This window comes from Paenalkalicoccus suaedae, from assembly GCF_006965545.2.
Taxonomy (GTDB): domain Bacteria; phylum Bacillota; class Bacilli; order Bacillales; family Salisediminibacteriaceae; genus Paenalkalicoccus; species Paenalkalicoccus suaedae.
Window position 1 is genome coordinate 3565298 of sequence record NZ_CP041372.2, and the last position, 21183, is coordinate 3586480.

18 protein-coding genes are annotated in these 21183 nt (G+C 46.9%); 4 read left to right on the forward strand and 14 right to left on the reverse strand.

Annotated elements, in window-relative coordinates; genetic code table 11:
• Window positions 1–470: 470 nt before the first annotated feature.
• The 7 genes from FLK61_RS18170 to FLK61_RS18200 form a co-directional block, all read right to left on the reverse strand.
• Window positions 471–1610, reverse strand: coding sequence for an acyl-CoA dehydrogenase (locus tag FLK61_RS18170; protein ID WP_176010759.1), 1140 nt, complete (start codon window positions 1608–1610; stop codon window positions 471–473).
• A 15-nt stretch (window positions 1611–1625) separates the two neighbouring features.
• Window positions 1626–2768 (reverse strand): acyl-CoA dehydrogenase, encoded by a 1143-nt coding sequence (locus FLK61_RS18175; RefSeq protein ID WP_176010760.1) that lies wholly within the window; start codon window positions 2766–2768, stop codon window positions 1626–1628.
• 12 nt (window positions 2769–2780) lie between these two features.
• A complete protein-coding gene (locus FLK61_RS18180) occupies window positions 2781–3638 on the reverse strand; it encodes a 3-hydroxybutyryl-CoA dehydrogenase (protein WP_176010761.1) in 858 nt (285 codons plus the stop codon).
• Window positions 3638–4822: an acetyl-CoA C-acetyltransferase gene (locus FLK61_RS18185; RefSeq protein ID WP_176010762.1), complete on the reverse strand. Its 1185-nt coding sequence runs from the start codon at window positions 4820–4822 to the stop codon at window positions 3638–3640. Before FLK61_RS18185 ends, FLK61_RS18180 begins: the two co-directional genes overlap by 1 nt.
• Before the next feature lie 510 nt (window positions 4823–5332).
• The gene (locus FLK61_RS18190) at window positions 5333–5797 is read right to left on the reverse strand and encodes a hypothetical protein (RefSeq protein WP_176010763.1); all 465 of its coding nucleotides are present in this window, start codon (window positions 5795–5797) and stop codon (window positions 5333–5335) included.
• Between the two features lie 88 nt (window positions 5798–5885).
• On the reverse strand, window positions 5886–7046 hold the full coding sequence (locus tag FLK61_RS18195) for a hypothetical protein (RefSeq protein WP_176010764.1): 1161 nt from the start codon (window positions 7044–7046) through the stop codon (window positions 5886–5888).
• 116 nt (window positions 7047–7162) lie between these two features.
• A complete protein-coding gene (locus FLK61_RS18200) occupies window positions 7163–9256 on the reverse strand; it encodes a (Fe-S)-binding protein (RefSeq protein WP_176010765.1) in 2094 nt (697 codons plus the stop codon).
• Window positions 9257–10284: 1028 nt separating this feature from the next.
• Between FLK61_RS18200 and cls the strand changes: the two genes are divergently transcribed.
• On the forward strand, window positions 10285–11463 hold the full coding sequence (gene cls / locus FLK61_RS18205) for a cardiolipin synthase (RefSeq protein ID WP_176010766.1): 1179 nt from the start codon (window positions 10285–10287) through the stop codon (window positions 11461–11463).
• A 579-nt stretch (window positions 11464–12042) separates the two neighbouring features.
• Here the strand turns inward: cls and FLK61_RS18210 are convergent.
• The 3 genes from FLK61_RS18210 to FLK61_RS18220 are packed head-to-tail and all read right to left on the reverse strand — an operon-like array spanning window position 12043 to window position 13472.
• Window positions 12043–12489, reverse strand: a complete 447-nt coding sequence (locus FLK61_RS18210; protein ID WP_176010767.1) for a nucleoside deaminase — start codon at window positions 12487–12489, stop codon at window positions 12043–12045.
• A 5-nt stretch (window positions 12490–12494) separates the two neighbouring features.
• Window positions 12495–13256 carry an alpha/beta fold hydrolase gene (locus FLK61_RS18215; RefSeq protein WP_176010768.1) on the reverse strand — a complete coding sequence of 254 codons (762 nt, stop codon included), beginning with the start codon at window positions 13254–13256 and terminating at the stop codon, window positions 12495–12497.
• A gap of 45 nt (window positions 13257–13301) precedes the next feature.
• Window positions 13302–13472, reverse strand: coding sequence for a XapX domain-containing protein (locus FLK61_RS18220; RefSeq protein ID WP_176010769.1), 171 nt, complete (start codon window positions 13470–13472; stop codon window positions 13302–13304).
• Window positions 13473–14111: 639 nt separating this feature from the next.
• Here FLK61_RS18220 and FLK61_RS18225 point away from each other — a divergent pair.
• Window positions 14112–14579, forward strand: coding sequence for a hypothetical protein (locus tag FLK61_RS18225; RefSeq protein ID WP_176010770.1), 468 nt, complete (start codon window positions 14112–14114; stop codon window positions 14577–14579).
• A gap of 235 nt (window positions 14580–14814) precedes the next feature.
• On the opposite strand, the gene FLK61_RS18230 is transcribed toward FLK61_RS18225, so the two are convergent.
• The 3 genes from FLK61_RS18230 to FLK61_RS18240 all read right to left on the reverse strand — a co-directional run bounded on the left by FLK61_RS18230 (window position 14815) and on the right by FLK61_RS18240 (window position 18203).
• Window positions 14815–15977, reverse strand: a protein-coding gene (locus tag FLK61_RS18230; RefSeq protein ID WP_176010771.1) for an IS3 family transposase whose coding sequence is annotated in 2 segments (ribosomal slippage) — window positions 14815–15701 and window positions 15701–15977 — 1164 coding nt in all. Because the reading frame shifts where the segments join, the coding sequence is not laid out codon by codon here.
• A 117-nt stretch (window positions 15978–16094) separates the two neighbouring features.
• Window positions 16095–17765, reverse strand: coding sequence for an arginine--tRNA ligase (gene argS, locus FLK61_RS18235; RefSeq protein WP_176010772.1), 1671 nt, complete (start codon window positions 17763–17765; stop codon window positions 16095–16097).
• Window positions 17766–18203 (reverse strand): YwiB family protein, encoded by a 438-nt coding sequence (locus FLK61_RS18240; protein ID WP_176010773.1) that lies wholly within the window; start codon window positions 18201–18203, stop codon window positions 17766–17768. It abuts the gene before it with no gap.
• 550 nt (window positions 18204–18753) lie between these two features.
• On the opposite strand from FLK61_RS18240, the gene FLK61_RS18245 reads away from it, so the two are divergent.
• Both FLK61_RS18245 and FLK61_RS18250 read left to right on the forward strand, forming a co-directional pair.
• On the forward strand, window positions 18754–19263 hold the full coding sequence (locus FLK61_RS18245; RefSeq protein WP_176010774.1) for a hypothetical protein: 510 nt from the start codon (window positions 18754–18756) through the stop codon (window positions 19261–19263).
• A 48-nt stretch (window positions 19264–19311) separates the two neighbouring features.
• Window positions 19312–19833 (forward strand): hypothetical protein, encoded by a 522-nt coding sequence (locus tag FLK61_RS18250; protein WP_176010775.1) that lies wholly within the window; start codon window positions 19312–19314, stop codon window positions 19831–19833.
• Window positions 19834–20307: 474 nt separating this feature from the next.
• Here FLK61_RS18250 and speB read toward each other — a convergent pair whose 3' ends face one another.
• Entirely contained in the window at window positions 20308–21183 is an 876-nt protein-coding gene (gene speB, locus FLK61_RS18255; RefSeq protein ID WP_176010776.1) for an agmatinase, read from the reverse strand.

Here is a 21183-nt window from a genome sequence, read left to right on the forward strand (position 1 = left end):
AACTATTCCCGAGAAATTGAAAGCACATCCTAGTTTACTTACTCCCTATATGATCCGACTACGCGTCCGATCTTGACCTCCAAAATATAAGCTCAAGAGGAGGCAGACTCGGAGAATGCCCGGAGACAATTAGTAGGAATAGGCTCTGGATGAGATCACGCAGGAGGCGTTTAGGGTAAGGCGATAGCCGCGCCCTGCAGGGCGAGTAAGCTCAGACAGAGACCCTACTAATGTCGAAGGGCGTTCGTAGAGCTGACTCCTCTCACTCCTTACGAAGCTCTAAAACTGCAAGAACTAGTTAGCCCTTAAGCAACTAGCTCGAAGAGCTATTCTAATTTGGTTGGCTCTGAGTTAACTTGCTCTAGTTAGCTCTTAAGTATTTAGCTCGAAGAGCTGCAAGAAGCTAGTTGGCTCTTAACAATCAAACGCTCTTCGAGCTCTACATTTTTAGATAAGTAAGCCCTTCGGGCTTATGACAGAAGCATCTTCGAGATAACGAGACGCTGGACTTCGTTGGTGCCTTCATAAATCTGCGTGATTTTTGCGTCACGCATGTAGCGCTCTACTGGGTAGTCTTTTGTGTAACCGTAGCCTCCGAAGACTTGGACCGCTTCTACCGTTACTTCCATGGAGATGTCGCCTGCGAATAGCTTCGACATGGCGGACTCTTTGCCGTATGGAAGCTTCTCGGACTCGCGCCACGCTGCCTGATAGGTGAGCAGGCGAGCAGCTTCGACCTTTGTTGCCATGTCGGCAAGCTTAAAGGAGATGCCCTGCATGGTACCGATTGGCTTGCCGAACTGTTTGCGCTCCTTTGCGTAATCAACGGATGCGTCGAGGGCGCCTTGGGCAATACCGACTGCTTGGGCTGCGATACCGTTGCGGCCACCGTCTAATGTCATCATTGCGATTTTGAAGCCTTGCCCTTCGTCTCCGAGGCGGTTTGCCGCAGGGACGCGGACATTATCCATAATAATTTCAAGTGTTGGTGAGGAACGGATGCCGAGCTTTCTTTCCTTCTTCCCCATGGAAAATCCGACCATATCCTTTTCCACAATAAAAGCCGTGCAGCCTTTATGTTTAGCTTCTGGATCAGTTAGCGCAAAGACCACGTAAATATCTGCCTCGCCACCGTTTGTGATAAAAATTTTAGATCCGTTTAAAATGTAGTCGTCGCCGTCCTTTACGGCAGTCGTCTTCATAGAAGCAGCGTCGCTTCCGGAGCCTGGCTCTGTCAGGCCATAGGCACCCATTTTTTCACCCAGAGCCATCGGTCTAAGGAAGGTTTGCTTTTGCTCATCAGTACCGAACGTGTAGATCGGCCAGCCGGCGAGTGAGATGTGCGCGGATAGCGTCACGCCAGTCGATGCACACACGCGCGAGAGCTCCTCGACGGCGATCACGTAGCTCACGTAGTCTGCGCCGATACCACCGTATTCCTCGGGCCACGGGATGCCGGTTAGTCCAAGCTCACCCATCTTATCGAAAAGACTGCGATCAAAGCGCTCCTCTTCGTCGCGCTCAGCGGCCGTTGGCTCAACCTCCTTCTTTGCGAAATCACGTACCATTTTACGAATCATTTCCTGCTCATCTGTAAGACCAAAATTCATGATGCTGTCCCCTTCCTATTTCACTAAGTGATTACTAATCACGATTTTTTGAATTTCATTCGTACCTTCATATATTTGCGTGACCTTTGCGTCACGGAAGAATCGTTCGACCGGATAGTCCTTCGTATAGCCGTAGCCACCGAAGACCTGTAGCGCTTCGATCGCCACCTCCATTGCCGTGTCTGAGGCAAACATTTTAGCCATCGACGCTTGTTTACCTGATGGAAGCCCGCGCTGTCTTAGGTCGGCTGCTTGGTAGGTTAATAGCTTTGCCGCTTCGACCTTCGTTGCCATGTCAGCGAGCTTAAAAGCGACTCCCTGCATCTGTCCGATGGCTTTACCAAACTGCTTGCGCTCTTTTGCGTAGGCCGTTGCGGCGTCTAACGCTGCCTCCGCAATGCCGAGAGACTGCGCCGCGATACCAATGCGTCCTGCATCTAAGTTTGCCATCGCGATTTTAAAGCCCTCTCCCTCAACTCCCAGAAGATTTTCTTTCGGCACGAGGCAGTCTTCGAAGGCAAGTGGCGTTGTGCTGGAGCCGTGTGAACCCATTTTTTTCTCAGACGGAAGAATGCTAAGTCCCGGCGTATCCCGCTCGACGATAAAGGCGCTAATCCCTTTGCTACCAGTTGCTTCTCGGTCTGTTCGGGCGAAAACGATGAACGTATCTGCGGCACCACCGTTTGTGATATACAGCTTGGATCCGTTTATCACATAGTGATCCCCATCGAGCACTGCGCTCGTTTTTAAAGCCGAAGCATCACTCCCGGAGCCGGGCTCCGTTAAGGCGAATGCACCGAGGTACTCCCCAGATGCAAGCTTTGGAATAAAGCGCTTTTTTTGCTCTTCTGTACCGAAGTCAAGAATCGGGTACGTGCCGACCGACGTGTGGACGGATAAAATAACGCCTACTGCTGCACTCACTCGCGACAGCTCGTGGATTGCTAGTACGTAAGAGGTAACGTCCATTTCGGAACCGCCGTAGGCTTCCGGAATTGGGATCCCCATTAAACCGAGCTCGCCCATTTCTTTGACGATTTCTGTGGGAAACTCGTCGTGCTCCTCCATCCTTTCAACGGCTTTTGCAACCTTCTCTTCTGCAAACTGACGCACCATTTTGCGCATCATTTCCTGCTCTTCTGTAAAGCGTAAATTCATGCTGTTCACCCTCTATTCGCTGTAATCGTAGAAGCCCTTCCCTGTTTTCTTACCAAGCCATCCGGCTTTGACGTACTTACGTAAGAGTGGGCATGGACGGTATTTGTCGTCTCCAAAGCCTTCGTGCAACGTTTCCATAATAAAGAGACAGGTGTCGAGACCGATAAAATCGGCGAGTGTGATCGGACCCATTGGATGATTCATGCCGAGCTTCATCACCTCGTCGACGTCCTCAGGCGAGGCAACGCCCTCGTAGACTGTGTAAATGGCTTCGTTGATCATCGGCATCAGGATGCGGTTCGATACAAAGCCAGGGAAGTCATTGACGTCGACTGGCGTTTTTGCGAGCGCCTTGGCCATTTCGGTGACGAGCTGGAACGTCTCATCAGACGTTTGCAGTCCGCGAATGACCTCGACGAGCTTCATGACGGGAACTGGATTCATAAAGTGCATGCCAATCACTTTCTCGGGACGAGATGTAACGGCTGCGATCTCCGTAATTGGTAGGCTCGATGTATTTGTCGCTAAAATCGCGTGTGCTGGCGCTAATTTATCAAGCTGGGCAAACAGTCCAGCTTTAATGTCCATGTTTTCTACCGCGGCTTCGATAATGATGTCGGCATCCTTTGCGTCCGCGATATCGGTGGAAGGATGCAGACGAGAAAGCGTTGCCTCCATCTCTTCAGCTGTTATTTTTTCTTTATCTACGTTACGCTGGAGGCGTTTTTGAATGCCAGTAAGACCTTTATCGACAAACTCCTGCTTCATGTCGTGGAGCCTAACTTCGTAGCCAAATGTTGCACAAACCTGCGCAATACCTGAGCCCATTTGACCGGCGCCAATGACCATCACGTGTTTGATAGCTGTCATTATGCCTTCACCTCAATCATCACTGCGTCACCCTGTCCGCCACCGCTACAAATTGCGGCGACACCAATTCCCCCGCCGCGGCGCTTTAGCTCGTAGGCAAGCGTTAAAATGATGCGTGTGCCACTGGCTCCGATTGGGTGACCGAGTGCTACTGCTCCGCCGTTTACGTTGATTTTTCCTTCGTCTAGTCCTGCTATTTCACCGCTTGCTAAGGAAACCGCAGCAAACGCTTCGTTAATTTCAAAGAGGTCAACGTCATCGGCATTCTTGCCTGTTTTTTCTAATAGCTTCTTAATCACGAGCCCTGGCGTCTTTGGAAAATTCTCTGGCTCAACGGCAAGCTGCGTGTGGCCGATGATCGTCGCGAGTGGCGTAAGACCGCGCTTTGTCGCTTCGTCGTCAGACATGAGAAGCATCGCCGCTGCACCGTCGTTCACGCCCGGTGCGTTCCCTGCAGTGATGGTGCCGTCCTTGCCAAACGCTGGTCGTAGCTTTTGTAGCTTCTCAACGGACGTATCCTTACGCGGAGACTCATCGTGCTCCACGACAATTGGATCTCCTTTACGCTGTGGCACTTCAACAGGCACGATTTCTTCTGCAAAGTAGCCTGCGTCGATTGCTTTGGTGGCGCGCTGATGGCTACGATACGCCCACTCATCCTGACGCTCGCGCGTGAGTTTGAATTCGTCTGCTGTACTATTGCCGTAGGTGCCCATGTGCACGCCCGTAAACGTACACGTGAGTCCGTCGTGAATCATCATGTCGTGGAACGCCTGCTGACCCATCTTAAATCCGAAGCGCGCACCTTTAACAAAGAACGGCGCCTGGCTCATCGATTCCATGCCACCTGCAACAACGACGTCCTGTTCGCCTGAGCGAATCAAAATGTCCGCAAGCGTCACGCTACGCATGCCAGAGGCACATACTTTGTTAATCGTCTCTGTCTCTGTTTCCCAAGGAAGACCTGCGATCTGCATCGCTTGGCGTGAAGGGAGTTGTCCCTGGCCGCCCTGAAGCACCGAGCCCATGAGCACGTGCCCGACGTCCTTTGCGTCTACCTTTGCGCGTGAGAGTGCCTCTTTAATCGCCTTGCCTCCGAGCTCCGCTGCCGTGAATCCCGCTAGGCCTCCGCCTAGTCTGCCTACTGGCGTCCGTGCGCCACTAACAATAACCGTTTTACTCATGTGTATTACGCTCCTTTTTATCGTCGAGCCCGCTTCGTGTATGGGGGAAACAAGGGTGAGACTCTAAGGTGATCATACGCGACCGAACGCTCGCTCAGTTTAGTTTGAAAGAAAGAAGCCAGGGGTGCTGGCTTTGGTTAATAAAGCGCTTACATCGATATGTTTATTGTACGATAGTTGGAAGAGAATGTATAGGGTTTGGGGGAGGTTCTTTTACTTTGGAAGTCAAGGGATTGAGGTCAAGTTCAAGGGCGGGCACCTTCGGCGCCCCTGCGCGGCGTTTGCTACTACCTGTGGTGGCTTACTCAACTATTTTGCCCGGCCAGCGGCCGTGCAAAAGGATTTTCGTTGCGCGAAAGGGCTACCACTGGTAGTTACGCAAACGCCGCTTCGGGTCGCCTTCGGTTACGGTTCATTAGTTGCATAACCTTCTTCTTTTTTGTAAGAGCATGAGGCGACAGGGCGTTGCCTCACTTTTAGTAAATCAATCTTTTTACTGCATACAGTTCCTTACGATCCAAGTTCTTCGAAGAACTCCGCTACTTCATCAGGTACGTGGTGAATGTTTTGAATATAGTATTCGCCTTCGATAGGGTATGTGAGGTGGAATAAAATATAGTTACCATTAGCTGTTTTGAACAACTCATAAGAGCCAAATGATCCACCTAGTTGTCGTCCATCATCTATGGCAAGCTCTTGAAGCAGGTCAAAATCTCCTTCAATTCTCTCCATTGAAAAACTTGGATTATCTTCTTCGGGAATATAAAACTCTGCAAATTGATTCAGGTTTTGTTCTCGTAAATCTCTCTCACTATTTTGCTCACGTCTAGCTGCTTCCGCTGCCTCCTGTAACGCCAAATGGATAGTACCTTGTGGATTTTCACGTGAATTAAGATAATGATCTGATTCGTTAGAACACGCGGCCAGAATTCCTACTAACACGAGTGAAAATATTGATGCTTGTAAAAATTTCATAACAGTCCCCTTTGCGCAGTTTAGTAATTGGTTACTACGATAACACAGATAATAGTCCTAACAAAGGGGGTAATTGGTGAATAAATGGCTATTCATTCTCTACTACTTGCACCTTGTGCGCAAAAATTTGAGATGGTGTTCCAAGATTAAAGGTTCCTTCATAAGTGACTTCGATGGTGGCTCCCTCTTGAAGATCTAGTAAATGGATTTCTTCTTGTGCTTCGTTTAAAACTACTAAATTTTGCTCTTTACCAGTTAGTTCGTAGGTGGAAGTATCGGATGGAAGATACTCATCTTCTGCGATATTAATCAGGACATCGTCATTTACTTCCATAACGGTCGCTTCAAACTGTGGTTTATCTAACTTCCGAACGGCTTTAGCAAACAGCCCTAGTGGCTCACTGTCTTGAAAACCACCTAAAAAAGTGACTTCTACCACATCTGCGATTTCTAAGTCAGCTAAGGTTATTTCTTGATCGTTTTCATCAAACACGTCTGGACTATCTTCATCTTGATCAATGATTCCATACCACGTGCCTGCATCCGGGCGAAACTGGTTGTCGAGCACTTCTATTAATGTTCCGTATTCTGTTGTTACTCTCGCTTCGAATGTCGGTTCTCTCAAGTCTTCTAAGCGAGTTGCCTTAATGGTAGTCATATCTTCCGATTTGCTACTCCCCCCGTAATGCACGCGTATCTGATTGCCAACGTATATTTTATCTGCTGTAATGTTACGTCCTTGCCAATCAGTTACGTCTACTTCCGCTTCGGAGAAATCGAGGTTATAGGAGGTAGCCCCTTCCTCTGGATGAAACGATCCCTCAGATACGCCAATCACTAGTGGCGTTCCTCGTTCTTTGACCCAGCCATCGATAATTGGTGCGTCGATACTCGTTACATCACTTACAAAAATACCAGGTGGGTTACTCTGCTCAAATCGACCATTGTAGGTTACTTCTAAATAGTCACCAACCTCCAACTCCTCCATCACAACATTTTCACCCGTAGTCTCAGAAATTAATTGATACGTAGATATGGATGGTGAAGGATGATATTCGCCGTTTAGCGCGTCGATTAGAAGTGTATCGTTTGCCTCTGTCACGATCGCTTGAAAGCTAAGATCAACGGAAGGAATGTCTGGCGTAGGCGCTTCGACCTTGGGTGCAGGCTCGATTGGCTCGAGAACCTCCTCGTTTGCACACCCTGCAAGCGCAACAATCGCAATCGTACTCATACATATATATTTCACAATACCCCTACTCTCTTAGAAAAATTAACCAATGTCTTCCTTGTTAGTCGAGAACGAGTAGGTGAAGTTACAGAAAAACGCCAGACCGTCTATCGGCCTGGCGTTACTTGGTTTACTTATGATGCAACTGTTGTTTTGACGATGGAACGTTCGACGATTTCGGCGATGTCCATTGTTTTGACGTCTTCTTCTACTTCTTTTGCTTTTGTACCGTCACTTAACATGGTTAAGCAATATGGACACGCACTGCTGATCATAGAGGAAGAGGTTGCAAGTGCCTGCTCGGTGCGCGCAACGTTGACGCGTGTACCGGTGTCTTCTTCCATCCACATCATTCCGCCTCCGGCTCCACAGCACATACCGTTCTCACGGTTTCTCTCCATCTCAACGAGCGTAACGCCTGGCACGGATTTTAGAATCTCGCGCGGAGGATCATAGACGTCATTGTAGCGGCCGAGGTAGCACGAATCGTGATAGACGATTGTCTCGTTGACTTCGTTTGTCGGCTTGATGCGCCCCTCTTGAATCCACTCATAGATGAGCTCGGTATGGTGATACACCTCAGCTTCAAGGCCGAAATCAGGGTACTCGTTTTTGAAGGTGTTGTACGTGTGCGGATCGATTGTGACGATCTTTTTCACATCGTTCTTCTCAAATTCCTGAATATTTGCAGTCGCGAGCTCTTGGAAGAGGAACTCATTTCCGATACGACGCGGCGTATCACCGGAGTTCTTCTCCTTGTTACCAAGGATCGCAAACTTGATGCCTGCTTCGTTCATGATTTTTGCGAATGACTGCGCAATCTTCATCGAACGATTGTCGTAGGAGCCCATTGATCCAACGAAGAAAAGATAGTCGAACTCTTCGTCACGCTTTTTCATCTCACGCACAGTTGGTACGTCAATGTCATCGCGACCGTCGCGCCAGTTTTCGCGCTCTTTACGGTTGATCCCCCATGGGTTGCCTTGCTTTTCGATATTTTGTAGCGTACGTTGCGCATCTGGATTCATCTTTCCTTCCGTTAGCACGAGGTAGCGACGCATGTCGATAATTTTATCAACGTGTTCATTCATAACTGGACACTGATCCTCACAGTTACGACAAGTCGTACACGCCCAAATCTCTTCTTCTGTGATAACATCGCCGATGAGACTCACGTCGTAAGGGTTCATCTCTAAAGCTGCCGCTGCGTCACCGCCGGCTGCAAGCGTGTTACCGCGTGTTCCACTAAATGCAACTGCTGGTAGCCATGGACTACGGGATGTAACCGACGCGCCTTTCTCTGTTAAATGGTCGCGCATTTTGAGAATGAGATCCATTGGTGAAAGCATCTTACCTGTCCCAGTTGCCGGACACATATTCGTACAGCGTCCACACTCTACGCAGGCGTAAAGGTCCATGAGCTGTTTTTGGTCAAAATCTTCAATTTGATTCTTCCCATACTTCTCGACGTCCTCTTGCTCGAAATCAATTTTCTCCAGCTGACCGCGCTTATGAGTCGGCCCGATCCAGACGTTCGCTGGTCCAGCAATTAAGTGTGCGTGCTTGGACTGCGGGATGTAGACAAGGAAGACGAGTAAGAATAGTAGGTGCGCCCACCAAAAAATAAAGAAGCCAGCGCCCGCAGCTGTTGCACCAATTGGTCCAAATACTGCGGCAATTGAAGAGGCAATCGGCTCTGCCGCTGTTAGCGGCTTATCAAGCCAAATGATCTCCATTCCCTTTGCAAATAGCTTGGAGACCATCAGTCCCCCGATAAAAATAAGTACGAGTCCAGCTTTAAAGTTACGCTTTAGACGCACAAGCTTCTCGACATATCGTCGGTAAAAGGCCCATACGACTGCGACAAGAATCATTAGTACGACGAGTTCTTGAGAAAAGGTGAAGAACGGATATAGCGGACCAAGTGGGAGGTGATTCCCTGGTGCAAGTCCTTTAATAATCACGTCAATCGCACTAAACTGCACGAGTAAGAAGCCGTAGAAGAACATGACGTGAATGATCCCACTCTTCTTATCCTTCAATAGTTTTTTCTGTCCAAAAACCATTGTGAGCATTGCATCGCGGCGCTCCTTCATTGAGAGAATAAACTCTGCTTTTTTACCAAGCTTTATATACTCGTAGCGCGTTTTAACGAGTGTGGCAAATAGGTAGCCAGCGTAAGCGGTTACAAGTATAAACATAATCCAGTTAATAATGATCGGATCCATCTGGGTGTGCTCCTTTCTTCCAGTTAAGACTGTATGTGGATATAGTATATCATAGATTTGTTAAATGAATGACCATTCATTCATAATTTTTTTAGAAAAATTTATAAAAGCATTAAAAGGAGCTCTTCGAGCTGTCAGCCCTATAGCCACTCTACGACATCCATGGGGTCGGCCTTGGAGCTTCCTCGGAGGCAAAGTGCGCCTCCTGTGGGATCTCCAAAACCTCCTACTCCCATGGATTGTCTCCGAATGTCCTCCGGGTCTGCCAGCTCGAGACTTTCCATGTTGAAAACCAAAAACTTAATAAGGTTGAGTACAATATCAACTTTAAATCATATTCTGTTGAATGGCTTAAAAAGTGAAGACTATCTACTTTTATGGGGAAAACAGACTTCCACTATTCGTAAATTTCACTTAAAGATGACTTTGATGAAGGGAGTAACTATTGAAGGGGTTGGTGCAACGTTAATCGTGTTCAACTATTTTTCCCTCTTTAGATATTTGGCACTTTGGCAATTTGTTCTTTTCGGCTGGACGATCCGCGTAGGGTGGACACTTAATTAAGGCTTTTAGAGAAACCAAACACGGAATTACAAAATCGACGAGGATTCTAGAAGTGATGTGAATCGTCGTCGTTGTGAAGAGGAAGTTGCCGGAAGTGACGCGCAAGTTGGGAGAAATGACGAGTAAGCAAAAGTGTTACCAAAAAAACGAGGCAACGCCCTTACGCCTCGTGCCCTTAACAAAAAATGAGGAAGGATTGCACTGTTACCGCAGGCGACCCGAAGCGGCGGGAGTGGTCTGCTAGAGGGGAACTCGCGTATCTGAAAATCCTTTCCCACGCCCCATGGCCGGGCGAAATAGTTGAAGTAGCGCCTCAGGAAAGACACTACCAGAGCGCAGGGGCGCCGGAGGTGCCGCACTTGAACTTGAACTCCAAAATGGAGAAACTTTATCCTCAATAGTCAAAAAACCAATGACTACACAGCTCCCTTTTAGGGAATCCTGCCTATAGGAGGTGGCGCTATATGCTACGAATTATTATTGCGATTATTACTTGGATCACGGTCGATTTACTGCTTGGCCGATATTTAAAACGCCGTCAAATACCTCCTTATGCCCCTCAGGAGGCAAGTCACGGCGATGCCGTCTTTTTTATGGATGGAAACGAGCTGTTTACGCACATGTTAAACCGGGTTGCGAATGCAAAGCGCTCGATTCATATGCACTTTTATATTTTCCGTGATGATCAAATTGGGAATCAGATGATGAAAGCACTGATAGATCGTGTGGATGATGGCGTTGACGTTCGTTTGATGGTAGATTGGGGTGGCTATGCTATCTCGAGAAAAGGTGTAAAGGCTCTTCAGAAGGGTGGTGTGAAGGTAGCTAAGGTCAATAAACCGCGCCTTCCCCTCCTATTTTCCTCCATTAATCATCGCAATCATCGCAAGGTTACGGTGATTGATGATACGCATGGCTATGTAGGTGGGTTTAATATTGGCGATGAGTATCTTGGCCGGGACACGGAGGTTGGTAACTGGCGCGACTATCACCTATATGTAACGGGTGGTATTGTGGAGCCTCTGCAGCAACAGTTTGCGCGCGACTGGCTTGGTGCTGCTAACGAACAGCTTGAGGTGACTGCAACGCGGACGGATGAGGGCTCGTTGCCGATTATGCTACACTCGACCGACGGAGCACACGTAACCGAGCATATTAGCTTTTTACTTCGAGCTGCTAGAAAACGCGTGTTCATTGGGACACCTTATTTTATCCCTGGAAGCGAGATGTTTGAGGAGTTACGTCGACTGTTAAAGCGCGGGGTAAAACTCGAGATTTTAATACCAAAGTATCCAGATCATCCTCTAGTAAAGGACGCGGCATTCCGCTACTTGCCGACCCTCATTGATGAAGGCGCCGAAGTAAAGCAGTTTACAAATGGCTTTTATCATTCGAAGGCGCTGATTGTAGATGACACTTATATTGATATAGGGACGTCCAATTTCGACCAGCGAAGCTTTTATTTAAATAATGAGCTCAACTGCACGATTACAGATAAAGAGTTTATTGATGATGCTACAATTCGTATCCGTGATGACTTTGATAATCATGCAGAGCCAATAAATAAGGAATATTTAGCGAATCGGTCGCTTCTAGATCGCTCTAAACAAAAGATTGCAACTTCTGTTGAAAGTTTCTTGTAAAACAAGTTTAAAACTTTTGTTCAAGGGAATAGATAACTAACAGCTTAGTTATTAACATCTTAGATGACATATATCGCCACTATTCATTCATTTGAATAGTGGCGTTTGTCGTTTCTTGGGTTACTGAAAGGGTTTGATTTGAAGTAGGTGGCTTTTGATTCATTTTCAGGTTGCTGGATCTTCATTCATTTGATATTCGGCTTGGGTATGTAGCTTAATAAGTAGCGTTAATTACGTGGGAATAGCCGAAAACCTTGTTTGATGCACTCACACCCCGATTCGGTGCATACGACCTCCAAATTGATGCAAACAGACCTCCATTTGCCGCAAAGCTAGTTGCTTTAAATGAAGGTCTATTCTCTTTAATAAAAAGAAGTTCAGCTCTTATATTCACCGTAACCGCAGGTGTCCCGCAGCGGCGATTGCGTACTACTAGTGGTAGCACTTTCGCGCAGCGAAAATCCTTTCTGACGGCCATTGGTTTGGCCGCCAGAAAAGCCCGCCTAGCCACCACCTGTAGTTGCAATCGCCGCGCAGGGGCACCGAAAGGTGACCGCTCTTGAACTTAATCTTTTGACCTTATTCCCTCTCCTCCAACCGAAACGGCGCCGCACCATCAACCTTCCCACTATAATCATGCAACTTCACCGAATGCTCACCCGTACGAAACGCTTCGTATAACTCCTGCGGCATCTCATCAAACTCAGCCTGCTGCCCAATCGACAGCCCATAATAAACCTGCTTGATGCCACTCCAGTGAATCGCAGCCAGACACATCGGACACGGTTCACAGTTTGTGTACAGCTCACAGTCCGATAAATCCGTCGTCTCAAGCTTCGTACCCGCCATCTGAATCGCACGGATCTCCCCGTGAGCCGTCGGATCAAACGTCGCCTTCCCATCATTGACCGCCTCCGACACAACCTCACCGCCGCGCGTCACAATCGCCGCAAACGGAGCCTGTCCATCGCGCACATTACGCTCCGCAAGCTTTACACATCTCTTTACCAATTCCTCATGCTTCATATCCATCACCTCCCTGCCCTATACCCAAAATCACGCAGAATGTATGCAAGCGTACGAGGTTTTTTCGTCGGAATCTGATGCCCAACCCCATCAACCAAGACAATCTCCACACCCTTTATTTGAGAAACAAACATATGACGGTAGGCATGCACGTAATCGTCCCTACTCCCATAAAGCACTAAAAACGGACAGCTTACTTGGTGTAGGCGATTCGTCGAGGTGTAATGGATTCCAGCTTTATAGTAGGCGTGAAGCGTCTTGCTTGAGACGGCTTTAATATAGTTTTTCAGCTCCACCCTGTACTCTCCCTGCAGCTCGTGAGCTGCGGCGATTACATCAGAGAGGAGTGTCATATGGTTGTTTTTTGTTGCCCACAACCCTAGCTTAAACTCGTGTTTTAAGAGGAACGTGTTCACTTCTGGAAATCCACCTATAATCGCGGCGGCTATTGTCCGCTCTGGGTACTTTATTGCAAATTCCTGTACGATAGATCCTCCGTTTGAGTAGCCACATAGCATGATTTTCTCCAGAGAGAGGTGGTCGAGTAGTCGTTTGAGGTCGTCTGCGAGCGCAGAGATGGTGATGGGGCCGTCCTCGCTTTTGCCGCAGCCGCGTAGGTCGGGGAGGATGCAGGTGTAGTCGCGCAGGAGGGGCGGGAGGTGTCTGAAGGTGACGTGGCCCATTCCTGGCGGATGCACAAATAGGAGCGGAATCCCATTCCCCTCCTGTTCGTAATAAATATGTGGCTGTGTATGTGTGTATGGCATGTCCATCCGTCCTTCTTTAGGTGATGGAGGTAGTATGCGCAATACTTAGACGAAAAATGTTGTTGAGACCCACTGGAATAATTTGAATCCGAAGTAGATGCCGAAGATTCCCATGATTCCTGGAAGTGCTGGTGGTGCTGGGATCGGTAGCTTGATCCACGCAAATAAGAATCCAACGATTGACCCTGCGAGCACTGCTAATAATACTTCTTGCATGTTGTTTCACCTTCTTATTCTGGCTGGTTTTTTGGTTCCAGCCGATTCGGTTTTGTTAAGACTTGTTTATTCTATCATGAAGAGGTACGTACATCTAGTGTTTTTGAAAAAATTTTGTGGGCCAAGGGATTAAGGTCAAGGGCGGACACCTTCGGTGCCCCTGCGCGGCGGGCGCAACTTCCGGTGGTTGCTTGCTCAACTATTTTGCCCGGCCAGTGGCCGTGCAAAAGGATTTTCGCTGCGCGGAAGGGCTACCACTGGTAGTACGCGCCCGCCGCTCCGGGGCACCTCGGTTGAAGTGCTTTTTTGGGTGAACGGTACATTTATTTTGTATACGGTACATTCTTTTTCCATACGGTTCATAAATTCCGAATACGGTTCATTCTTTCTCCATACGGTTCATAAACTCCGCACACGGTTCATTCTTTCTAGTTTGGTGCTCTCATTTCATGTAAAGCAACTGATTATATTGCTAAAGAGCCGGTTATAACGTGCAGTTGCTATCAAATAATGCTCTTTGCCCTTTATAGCAAGCACTTTAGCAACCTAGATTACTGGATTGGCCGAAGTTATTGGATTAAGTAGACTGTACTCGGCGGATTAATGGTATACTTTTTCCATATAAGTGAGGTGATAAGCGTGAAAGAACAGTATTTTAAACTCTTTATAGGATTTGCGCTCCTGCTGTTGATTGTTGCGTGTAGCACGGAAACGCAGGAGGAGTTAATGAGGGAGGCTCCTTCTACGGAGCTTACGATTGAGCATATTGAGGGGAATTATGTCGGGGCTCGTTTTGATGAGGAGACATTTAGGGCGGATTTCGATTCGTTTACACTACATCCCGATAACGAGTACTATGCGCCAAGGAGAAATTATGATCAATATTGGAATGATGATCTTCTTCTTAGCATAGATCAGAGCACGAAAATAGTGCTACAGGTGAGCGTTCTTGAAAACAGCGAAGCTACGTTACCGGAGGCTAATATATTGCTGTTGGATCAACAGTCGAGGAAGTCAAACAGGCTTTTGGAGGGAACTACTATACATATAGCGACGAGGAACAGGATATCCACTTACTCGGATACGTCGACCATGATCGTAACTTAGCAATTTCCTTTCTTTACAATCGTGCTGAAGAAATTATCGGCTATAGTCTTGGCTACGCCTTTGACCGAATGAAATGGGAGAGCGACTAATAGGAGCATTGTAACGATATTTAACGTGTGATACTTTTACATGAGTGTATATAAGAAGAGTGTTCAGGCAGAGCTGCCTGCTACTAAACTAAAAACCCCTCCTGTTAGACTGACCTAGTCATATGAGACAGTAATAAAACACCCTCTTAGGCTGCCATTTCACCAAACTCTATTGGTGTATGGTAGCCTAATTTTTCCTGGATACGCTCTTCATTATAATACTTCATAAACTGATCTATCCGTTCTTTTACGGCTTCCATAGACAACGAATTAAACTTTACATACTGGAATTCTTCTGATTTTAGGTTTGAATGAAAAGACTCAATGACTGCGTTATCCCAACAGTTTCCCCTTCGGGACATACTACTGATCAAATGTTTCTCTTTCATTAGGTTTTGGTATGCATAAGAAGAATAAACACTTCCTTGATCTGAATGAATCATGACCCCTGTTGGATGACCTCTCTTTTCTAGCGCATCTGTTAAAGTATCCATAACCAAAGGGATCTGCTGGTGTGTATACAGCTTATAAGCGACGATTTGATTATTAAACAAGTCCATAATCGTTGATAAATATAACGTGTCTGCCCCATATTGAATGTACGTAATATCCGTTACCCACTTTTGATTCGGTCTGCTTGCGTGAAACGCTCGCTGTAATAAGTGTGGTGCGACAATGACAGACTCACCTTGAGATTTCCACTTTCTTTTCTTTTTCACTCTACATTGAAGGTGATGCTTCTGCATCATCCGTTGAACCGTATTACGATGTAGCTTGATATGATAGTCGCGTTTTAATAACTCTTTAATTTTACGGTGTCCATATCGGTACTTTGTTTTCTTACATAGGTAGATCATTGTCTTTTCTTCCTTAGATAATGTAACTGGTTCGGCAGATGCCCAGCGGTAATAGGTAGACCTAGGCACGTTTAAGACAGATAGAATAGCTGACACAGTATATTTCCTTCTTAATTTCTGGACTAGTTGGAGGACGATTTCTTTTTCAGCTCCTTTTCGATCTCCAAATACTTTTTTAGGATTTCATTCTCCTGTGTGAGATGCTTCATTTTCCGGTCGTTTTTCTCTTCTACACTCGAATCCTCAGGACCAAGACCATACGTATATTGTTTTCCAATTGGCTGGTCGAATCGATGAATCTGATTTTCACGATACCATTTCATCCACGTCTTGATTTGAGACACATTTTTAACTTCATACTTATCCATGATCTCTCTGTTTGTTAGTTGACCACTCATTTTTTCTTTAACTACCGCCCACTTTACCTCATTTGAATACACGTTTTTGCCCATGCAAAAACACCTCCGAATTAGTACTTTGTTCAAGTGTACCATTTCGAAGGTGTTTTATTGTGTCCCATTAATTTAGGTTAGTCTATGTCCAATTCTCTGGCAGGAGGGGCTTTTTGGTTACATGCGTTCTGGTGCTGTTACGCCGACGAGTCCGAGGGCGTTGATGAGTGTGATGCGGACTGCTTCGATGAGCGCAAGGCGCGCTTTCGTGAGTGCTTCGTCGTCTGTTAGTACTTTTTCTGCGTTATAGAAACTATGCAGCGCTGCTGCTAGTTCGTGAACGTAGTTGGTGATGCGGTGTGGTGCATGGTTTTTAGCTGCAGATGCTACTGCTTCAGGGAATTCGCCGATTTTCTTCATCAGCTCGAGATCCTTTTCTGCAGTTAGCAGAGATAGGTCTGCTTCGTTTGCATCTGGTTTTAGACCTTCTTCTTCTGCTGCGCGCAGCATGCTACAAATACGCGCGTGCGCATACTGTGAGTAGTACACTGGGTTTTCGTTTGACTGAGACTTGGCTAAGCCAAGGTCGAAGTCTAAGTGCGTTTCTGGCGCGCGCATCGCGAAGAAGTAACGCGTTGCGTCGATGCCGACTTCTTCCATAAGCTCGCGCATCGTAACGGCTTTACCAGTACGCTTACTCATTTTTACCTTTTCGCCGTTTTCGAAGAGGTTTACCATCTGAATAATTTGTACCGTTAGCTGATCCTTATCGTAGCCAAGTGCTTGGATAGCAGCGCGCATACGTGGGATGTAGCCGTGGTGGTCTGCTCCCCATACGTTGATAAGCTCGCCAAACCCGCGGTTTAGCTTGTCTTTATGGTAGGCAATGTCTGGCGTAAGATACGTATAAGATCCGTCACTCTTTACAAGAACCCGGTCCTTATCGTCGCCGTAAGTTGTGGAGCGGAACCAAGTTGCCCCTTCCTCTTCAAACGTTTCGCCACGAGTAGCAAGCTCCTCGAGCACTGGCGTGATTTTGTTGTTGTCGTAGAGCGATGTCTCGGAGAACCAGTTGTCGAAGTTGACGCGGAAGTCGGCTAGGTCCTCTTTAAGTTTGTCGAGCTCGCGCTTTAGGCCGTACTCGCGGAAATAGGCGCGGCGCTCCTCTACATCAGCGTTCTTATAGCGGTCGCCGTGTTCGCTCGCGATTTCCTTGGCGAATCCGATAATATCTTGGCCATGGTAGCCGTCCTCTGGCATCTCGGCATCTTCGCCTAGCTCCTGCAGGTAGCGTGCTTCGAGCGAGAGTGTGAGGTTGTCGATCTGATTACCGGCGTCGTTGATATAGTATTCGCGCGCTACGTCGTAGCCTGCTTTTGATAAAATGTGTGCAAGGGAATCCCCTACCGCTGCTCCACGTGCGTGGCCTAGGTGAAGTGTACCTGTTGGGTTCGCGGATACAAACTCGATTTGTACCTTTTTGCCTTCGCCTACGTTTGTGCTTCCGAAGTCTTCCTGCTGCTCAAGGACTGTTTTGACTATTTCGGACAGGTAGTCTTTTTTCATGAAGAAATTGATGAAGCCTGGTCCTGCGATATCGAGCTTTTCGATCGATGCTGCGTCGTAGTCAATGTTTGCTGCGATTTCTTCTGCAATGGCACGTGGTGCTTTTTTCGCTACGCGCGCAAGTTGCATCGCGAGGTTTGTTGCGAAGTCCCCGTGTGTTTTATCCTTTGGTGTCTCGATGACGATGGACGGAATTTCTTCTGCTGTTGCGAGCTCTGCTTTAACTGCGGCTTTTTCAAGCTGCTCTTTTAATCCGATTTTTAACTCTTCTACCTGACTCATTTAGCTAGTCTCCTCCTTGAATGTTACCTTCATATGATAGCGACCTGTTTGTGATCCTGATAGGACGAGGTCGTAGGTTAGCGTGATGTCCCCTGCCTGATCGTCTTCATTCCAATTATAAGAAACTTTTTTTGTGTCTGTTTCCATATGCATGGGTCCGTAAATGCTATTGTACATGCCTTCTGTTTTCGTACCTTCCACGAAGCGCTGATTCATGGTGACGGCGCCTTTTCGTTGCACGGTCATGCGTCCGTCGCGAAGCTGGATGGTTTGGTTGGTGGATTCGGTCTCCTGCTCTTCGCGAGGCTCTTGAAACTTGAGCATTAAAAATTCGCCTTTGACAAATAGTTCGCCGATTGCGTCCATCGAGTGACGCTCGCTGCGTTTGCCGTCGCGAATCGTTGTTCTTACTTGTATCGTAATTGGTAGACCTGTCATTACGTATTCACCCGATCCTTTTGTGTCTATAACTTGTTTATTATAACGCCAGTTGTTGGTTTAGTTCAAGGTTTAAAGTGAGGGTTATGTACGGTGGAGATCAAGGGATTAATTGCAAGGTCAAGGGCGGGCACCTTCGGCGCCCCTGCGCGGCGGCCGCAACTACCGGTGGTGCTTGCTCAACTATTTTGACTAGCCAAACCAATGCCTAGTCAAAAGGATTTTCGCTTCACGGAGTTTTCCACGGGTAGTTCGCGCCCGCCGCTCCGGGTCGCCTTCGGTTACGGTTCGTTTGAAAAGTACAATACCTTCTATTTTGTTTGAGTTGACGAGGCGTTAGGGCGTTGCCTCGTTTTTTTGTGATGGTGAGTGTGCTGATAGATGGAGTTGTTGTGAAGTATGTAGTCGAGGTATGCAATTCTTCTAAACATCAAAACCAAGCTAATAAAATCCACTTATCCAATCCTTTAATAGGATAATTCTGTTAAAATAGGGATAAGTTGATTTAATATACTTGTGAATTTTTTATCAAGGAGGCTGTTTATGAAAAATGGAGCTTCAGGGTAAAAATCTTGCGGAGCTTCTTGCGAATCGTTTCATTATGTTTAATCGATCGGACGAGCTTCTTATTGAACTAATGTGCTCGCAACTCTTTATTCGCTGGATAACTCCCTCCGATGACTTGCTCACCATACACGATTATGGGTTCATCAAATTCGACTGGTCTGAAAATGATTTTGGTGAAAGTATCTTGTTATCTCAAACGCAACAAACACCAGATCCGCTTCCATATAGATTAACAAATGACACCTCATCCCCAATCAGTGTAGATGTATCAACGTATTTTCCTAAAAGCAACTATGTAAAGCACGTCAGTGGACTAGGCTTTGAAACCGAGGGAGAGGAGTATGTGTACATCCTCCTTCTGGAAACAGAGAAAGAGTACATCTACATCGAAGGAGCACCAGGCTTAATGGAAATCCGTATTGCAACACAGGAACTTGAAGTGGACGGATACTACCAAGTGATCTTTACAACAAAAGTAGAAGGAGACACTTGAGCCACTAGCGTACATACTTTATTGACTTAATTTGTTGGAGGTGTGCAAATGAAAAAAGAATGGCAATCACTGATGGATCTTAAAGGAAAGGATTTAACTCAAATTCTTGGAGATCGGTTTAACATGATCAACGATGCTAATGAATTCCATTATCAAATAATGAATCAGCAATTCTACCTTTACTGGATCCTTCCATCTGATGACTGGTCGCATATAATTGACTATGGTTTTATTAAATTTGGCTGGGAAAACAATAATGACGGGGATCATATATTACTATCTAACCATCAAAAAACGCCAGGGCCTCTTCCTTACGAATTATCAGATAATCCTACATGGCCAATTAACGTACAAGCGTCGTCTATCTCTCCTAAAAGTCGATTAATTAAGAACGTCACAGGATATGGCTATGATAATGGCGACTTGTTCATCCTTCTCATTGAAACGGAAGAAGAGTACATTTCTATAGTTGGAAATCCAGTCTTACTTGTTCAAATCGCAGATCATGAAACAAAAACTCCTGAACATTTAAACGTTATCTTTACAACAAAAGTAGAAGAAGGCACCTGAGTTAGGTGATTCAGCCTTTCTGAGTAGAGAACCTTCCGTTCTTCAAGCTTTTTGTTCTCTCCCACCGAATTAGAAGCTCCAAAGCAGGCAGACTCGGAAGGCATTCGGAGACAATCCGTAGGAATAGGCTGTGGATGAGACCCCACAGGAAGGCGCTTAGGAAGAGACGACAGTCGACTCCTGCCTTCTGAGGAGGCTCAGACACAGACCCTACGGATGTCGTAGAGTGCCTGCAGAGCTGACTGCTCTTACCTAATAATAAAAGTCACCTTCACTAAACTAGTTAGCACTAGAGCATTCAAAAGCTCGAAGAGCTGATCTAACTAGTTGGCACTTCATAAAAGTAGCTCGAAGAGCTGCTCTGAAACTAGTTGGCACTTTAGTAACATGCCCTAATCTAATTGGCACTTCAGCAATTAGCTTCAAAAAAAAGAAGGCAACGCCTTCTAAAGCGTTACCCCCTTTCATCAAAGCTTATTTACCTGTAAATCCTAGCATCATCTCCCGAATGAACTTGGATGCTGCAATGGATGTTTTTTCTGAATGGTCGTAGACTGGTGCTACTTCGACGAGATCACAGCCGATAACGTTTACGTCAGAGCCTGCAATCGCATGGATTGCTTCTAAAAGCTCCTTCGAAGAAATACCGCCTGCTTCTGCTGTGCCTGTACCTGGTGCATAGGCTGGATCTAGTACGTCAATGTCAATTGTAACGTAGACGTTACGCCCTGCTAATGTCGGCAGGATTTTCTTAAGTGGCTCAGCGACCTCGAACTTGCTCATATGCATGCCGGATTCCTTGGCAAACTGGAACTCCTCGCGCATGCCAGAGCGAATGCCGAATGAGTAGACGTTCTCGGCACCTAAAAGGTCACATGATTTACGTACTGGCGTGGAGTGAGAAAGTACTTCTCCTTCGTACTCTTCGCGCAGGTCTGCGTGTGCATCAATGTGAATGATAGCAAGGTCATTGTACTTTTTGTGCGCTGCTTTAATAACCGGCCACGTGACGAGGTGCTCTCCACCTAACCCGACAGGAAACTTGCCATCCGCAAACAGCTGATCTAACAGCTGTTCAATCATGTCAAGGCTTCGACCCGCGTTTCCAAACGGAAGCATCATGTCGCCAGCATCGTGCACGCGTAGCTCCTCTAAATGACGGTCGAGGTAGACGCTGTACTCCTCAAGGCCGATCGATGCTTCGCGGATGCGATTTGGGCCAAAGCGCGAGCCTGGGCGGAAGCTTACCGTGTAGTCCATCGGCATGCCGTACATGACGATTTCTGCGTCGTCGTAGCTTTTATCGGCCATAATAAATTTGCGGCCAGAATATCCTTCATCAAAAAACAT

What these genes read in the sequence shown, in the direction of transcription:
- FLK61_RS18170 (WP_176010759.1), bottom strand. Translation starts at nt 1,610, where the DNA reads ATGAATTTTGGTCTTACAGATGAGCAGGAAATGATTCGTAAAATGGTA.
- FLK61_RS18175 (WP_176010760.1), bottom strand. Translation starts at nt 2,768, where the DNA reads ATGAATTTACGCTTTACAGAAGAGCAGGAAATGATGCGCAAAATGGTG.
- FLK61_RS18180 (WP_176010761.1), bottom strand. Translation starts at nt 3,638, where the DNA reads ATGACAGCTATCAAACACGTGATGGTCATTGGCGCCGGTCAAATGGGC.
- FLK61_RS18185 (WP_176010762.1), bottom strand. Translation starts at nt 4,822, where the DNA reads ATGAGTAAAACGGTTATTGTTAGTGGCGCACGGACGCCAGTAGGCAGA.
- FLK61_RS18190 (WP_176010763.1), bottom strand. Translation starts at nt 5,797, where the DNA reads ATGAAATTTTTACAAGCATCAATATTTTCACTCGTGTTAGTAGGAATT.
- FLK61_RS18200 (WP_176010765.1), bottom strand. Translation starts at nt 9,256, where the DNA reads ATGGATCCGATCATTATTAACTGGATTATGTTTATACTTGTAACCGCT.
- cls (WP_176010766.1), top strand. Translation starts at nt 10,285, where the DNA reads ATGCTACGAATTATTATTGCGATTATTACTTGGATCACGGTCGATTTA.
- FLK61_RS18210 (WP_176010767.1), bottom strand. Translation starts at nt 12,489, where the DNA reads ATGAAGCATGAGGAATTGGTAAAGAGATGTGTAAAGCTTGCGGAGCGT.
- FLK61_RS18215 (WP_176010768.1), bottom strand. Translation starts at nt 13,256, where the DNA reads ATGCCATACACACATACACAGCCACATATTTATTACGAACAGGAGGGG.
- FLK61_RS18220 (WP_176010769.1), bottom strand. Translation starts at nt 13,472, where the DNA reads ATGCAAGAAGTATTATTAGCAGTGCTCGCAGGGTCAATCGTTGGATTC.
- argS (WP_176010772.1), bottom strand. Translation starts at nt 17,765, where the DNA reads ATGAGTCAGGTAGAAGAGTTAAAAATCGGATTAAAAGAGCAGCTTGAA.
- FLK61_RS18240 (WP_176010773.1), bottom strand. Translation starts at nt 18,203, where the DNA reads ATGACAGGTCTACCAATTACGATACAAGTAAGAACAACGATTCGCGAC.
- FLK61_RS18245 (WP_176010774.1), top strand. Translation starts at nt 18,754, where the DNA reads ATGGAGCTTCAGGGTAAAAATCTTGCGGAGCTTCTTGCGAATCGTTTC.
- FLK61_RS18250 (WP_176010775.1), top strand. Translation starts at nt 19,312, where the DNA reads ATGAAAAAAGAATGGCAATCACTGATGGATCTTAAAGGAAAGGATTTA.
- speB (WP_176010776.1), bottom strand. Translation starts at nt 21,183, where the DNA reads ATGTTTTTTGATGAAGGATATTCTGGCCGCAAATTTATTATGGCCGAT.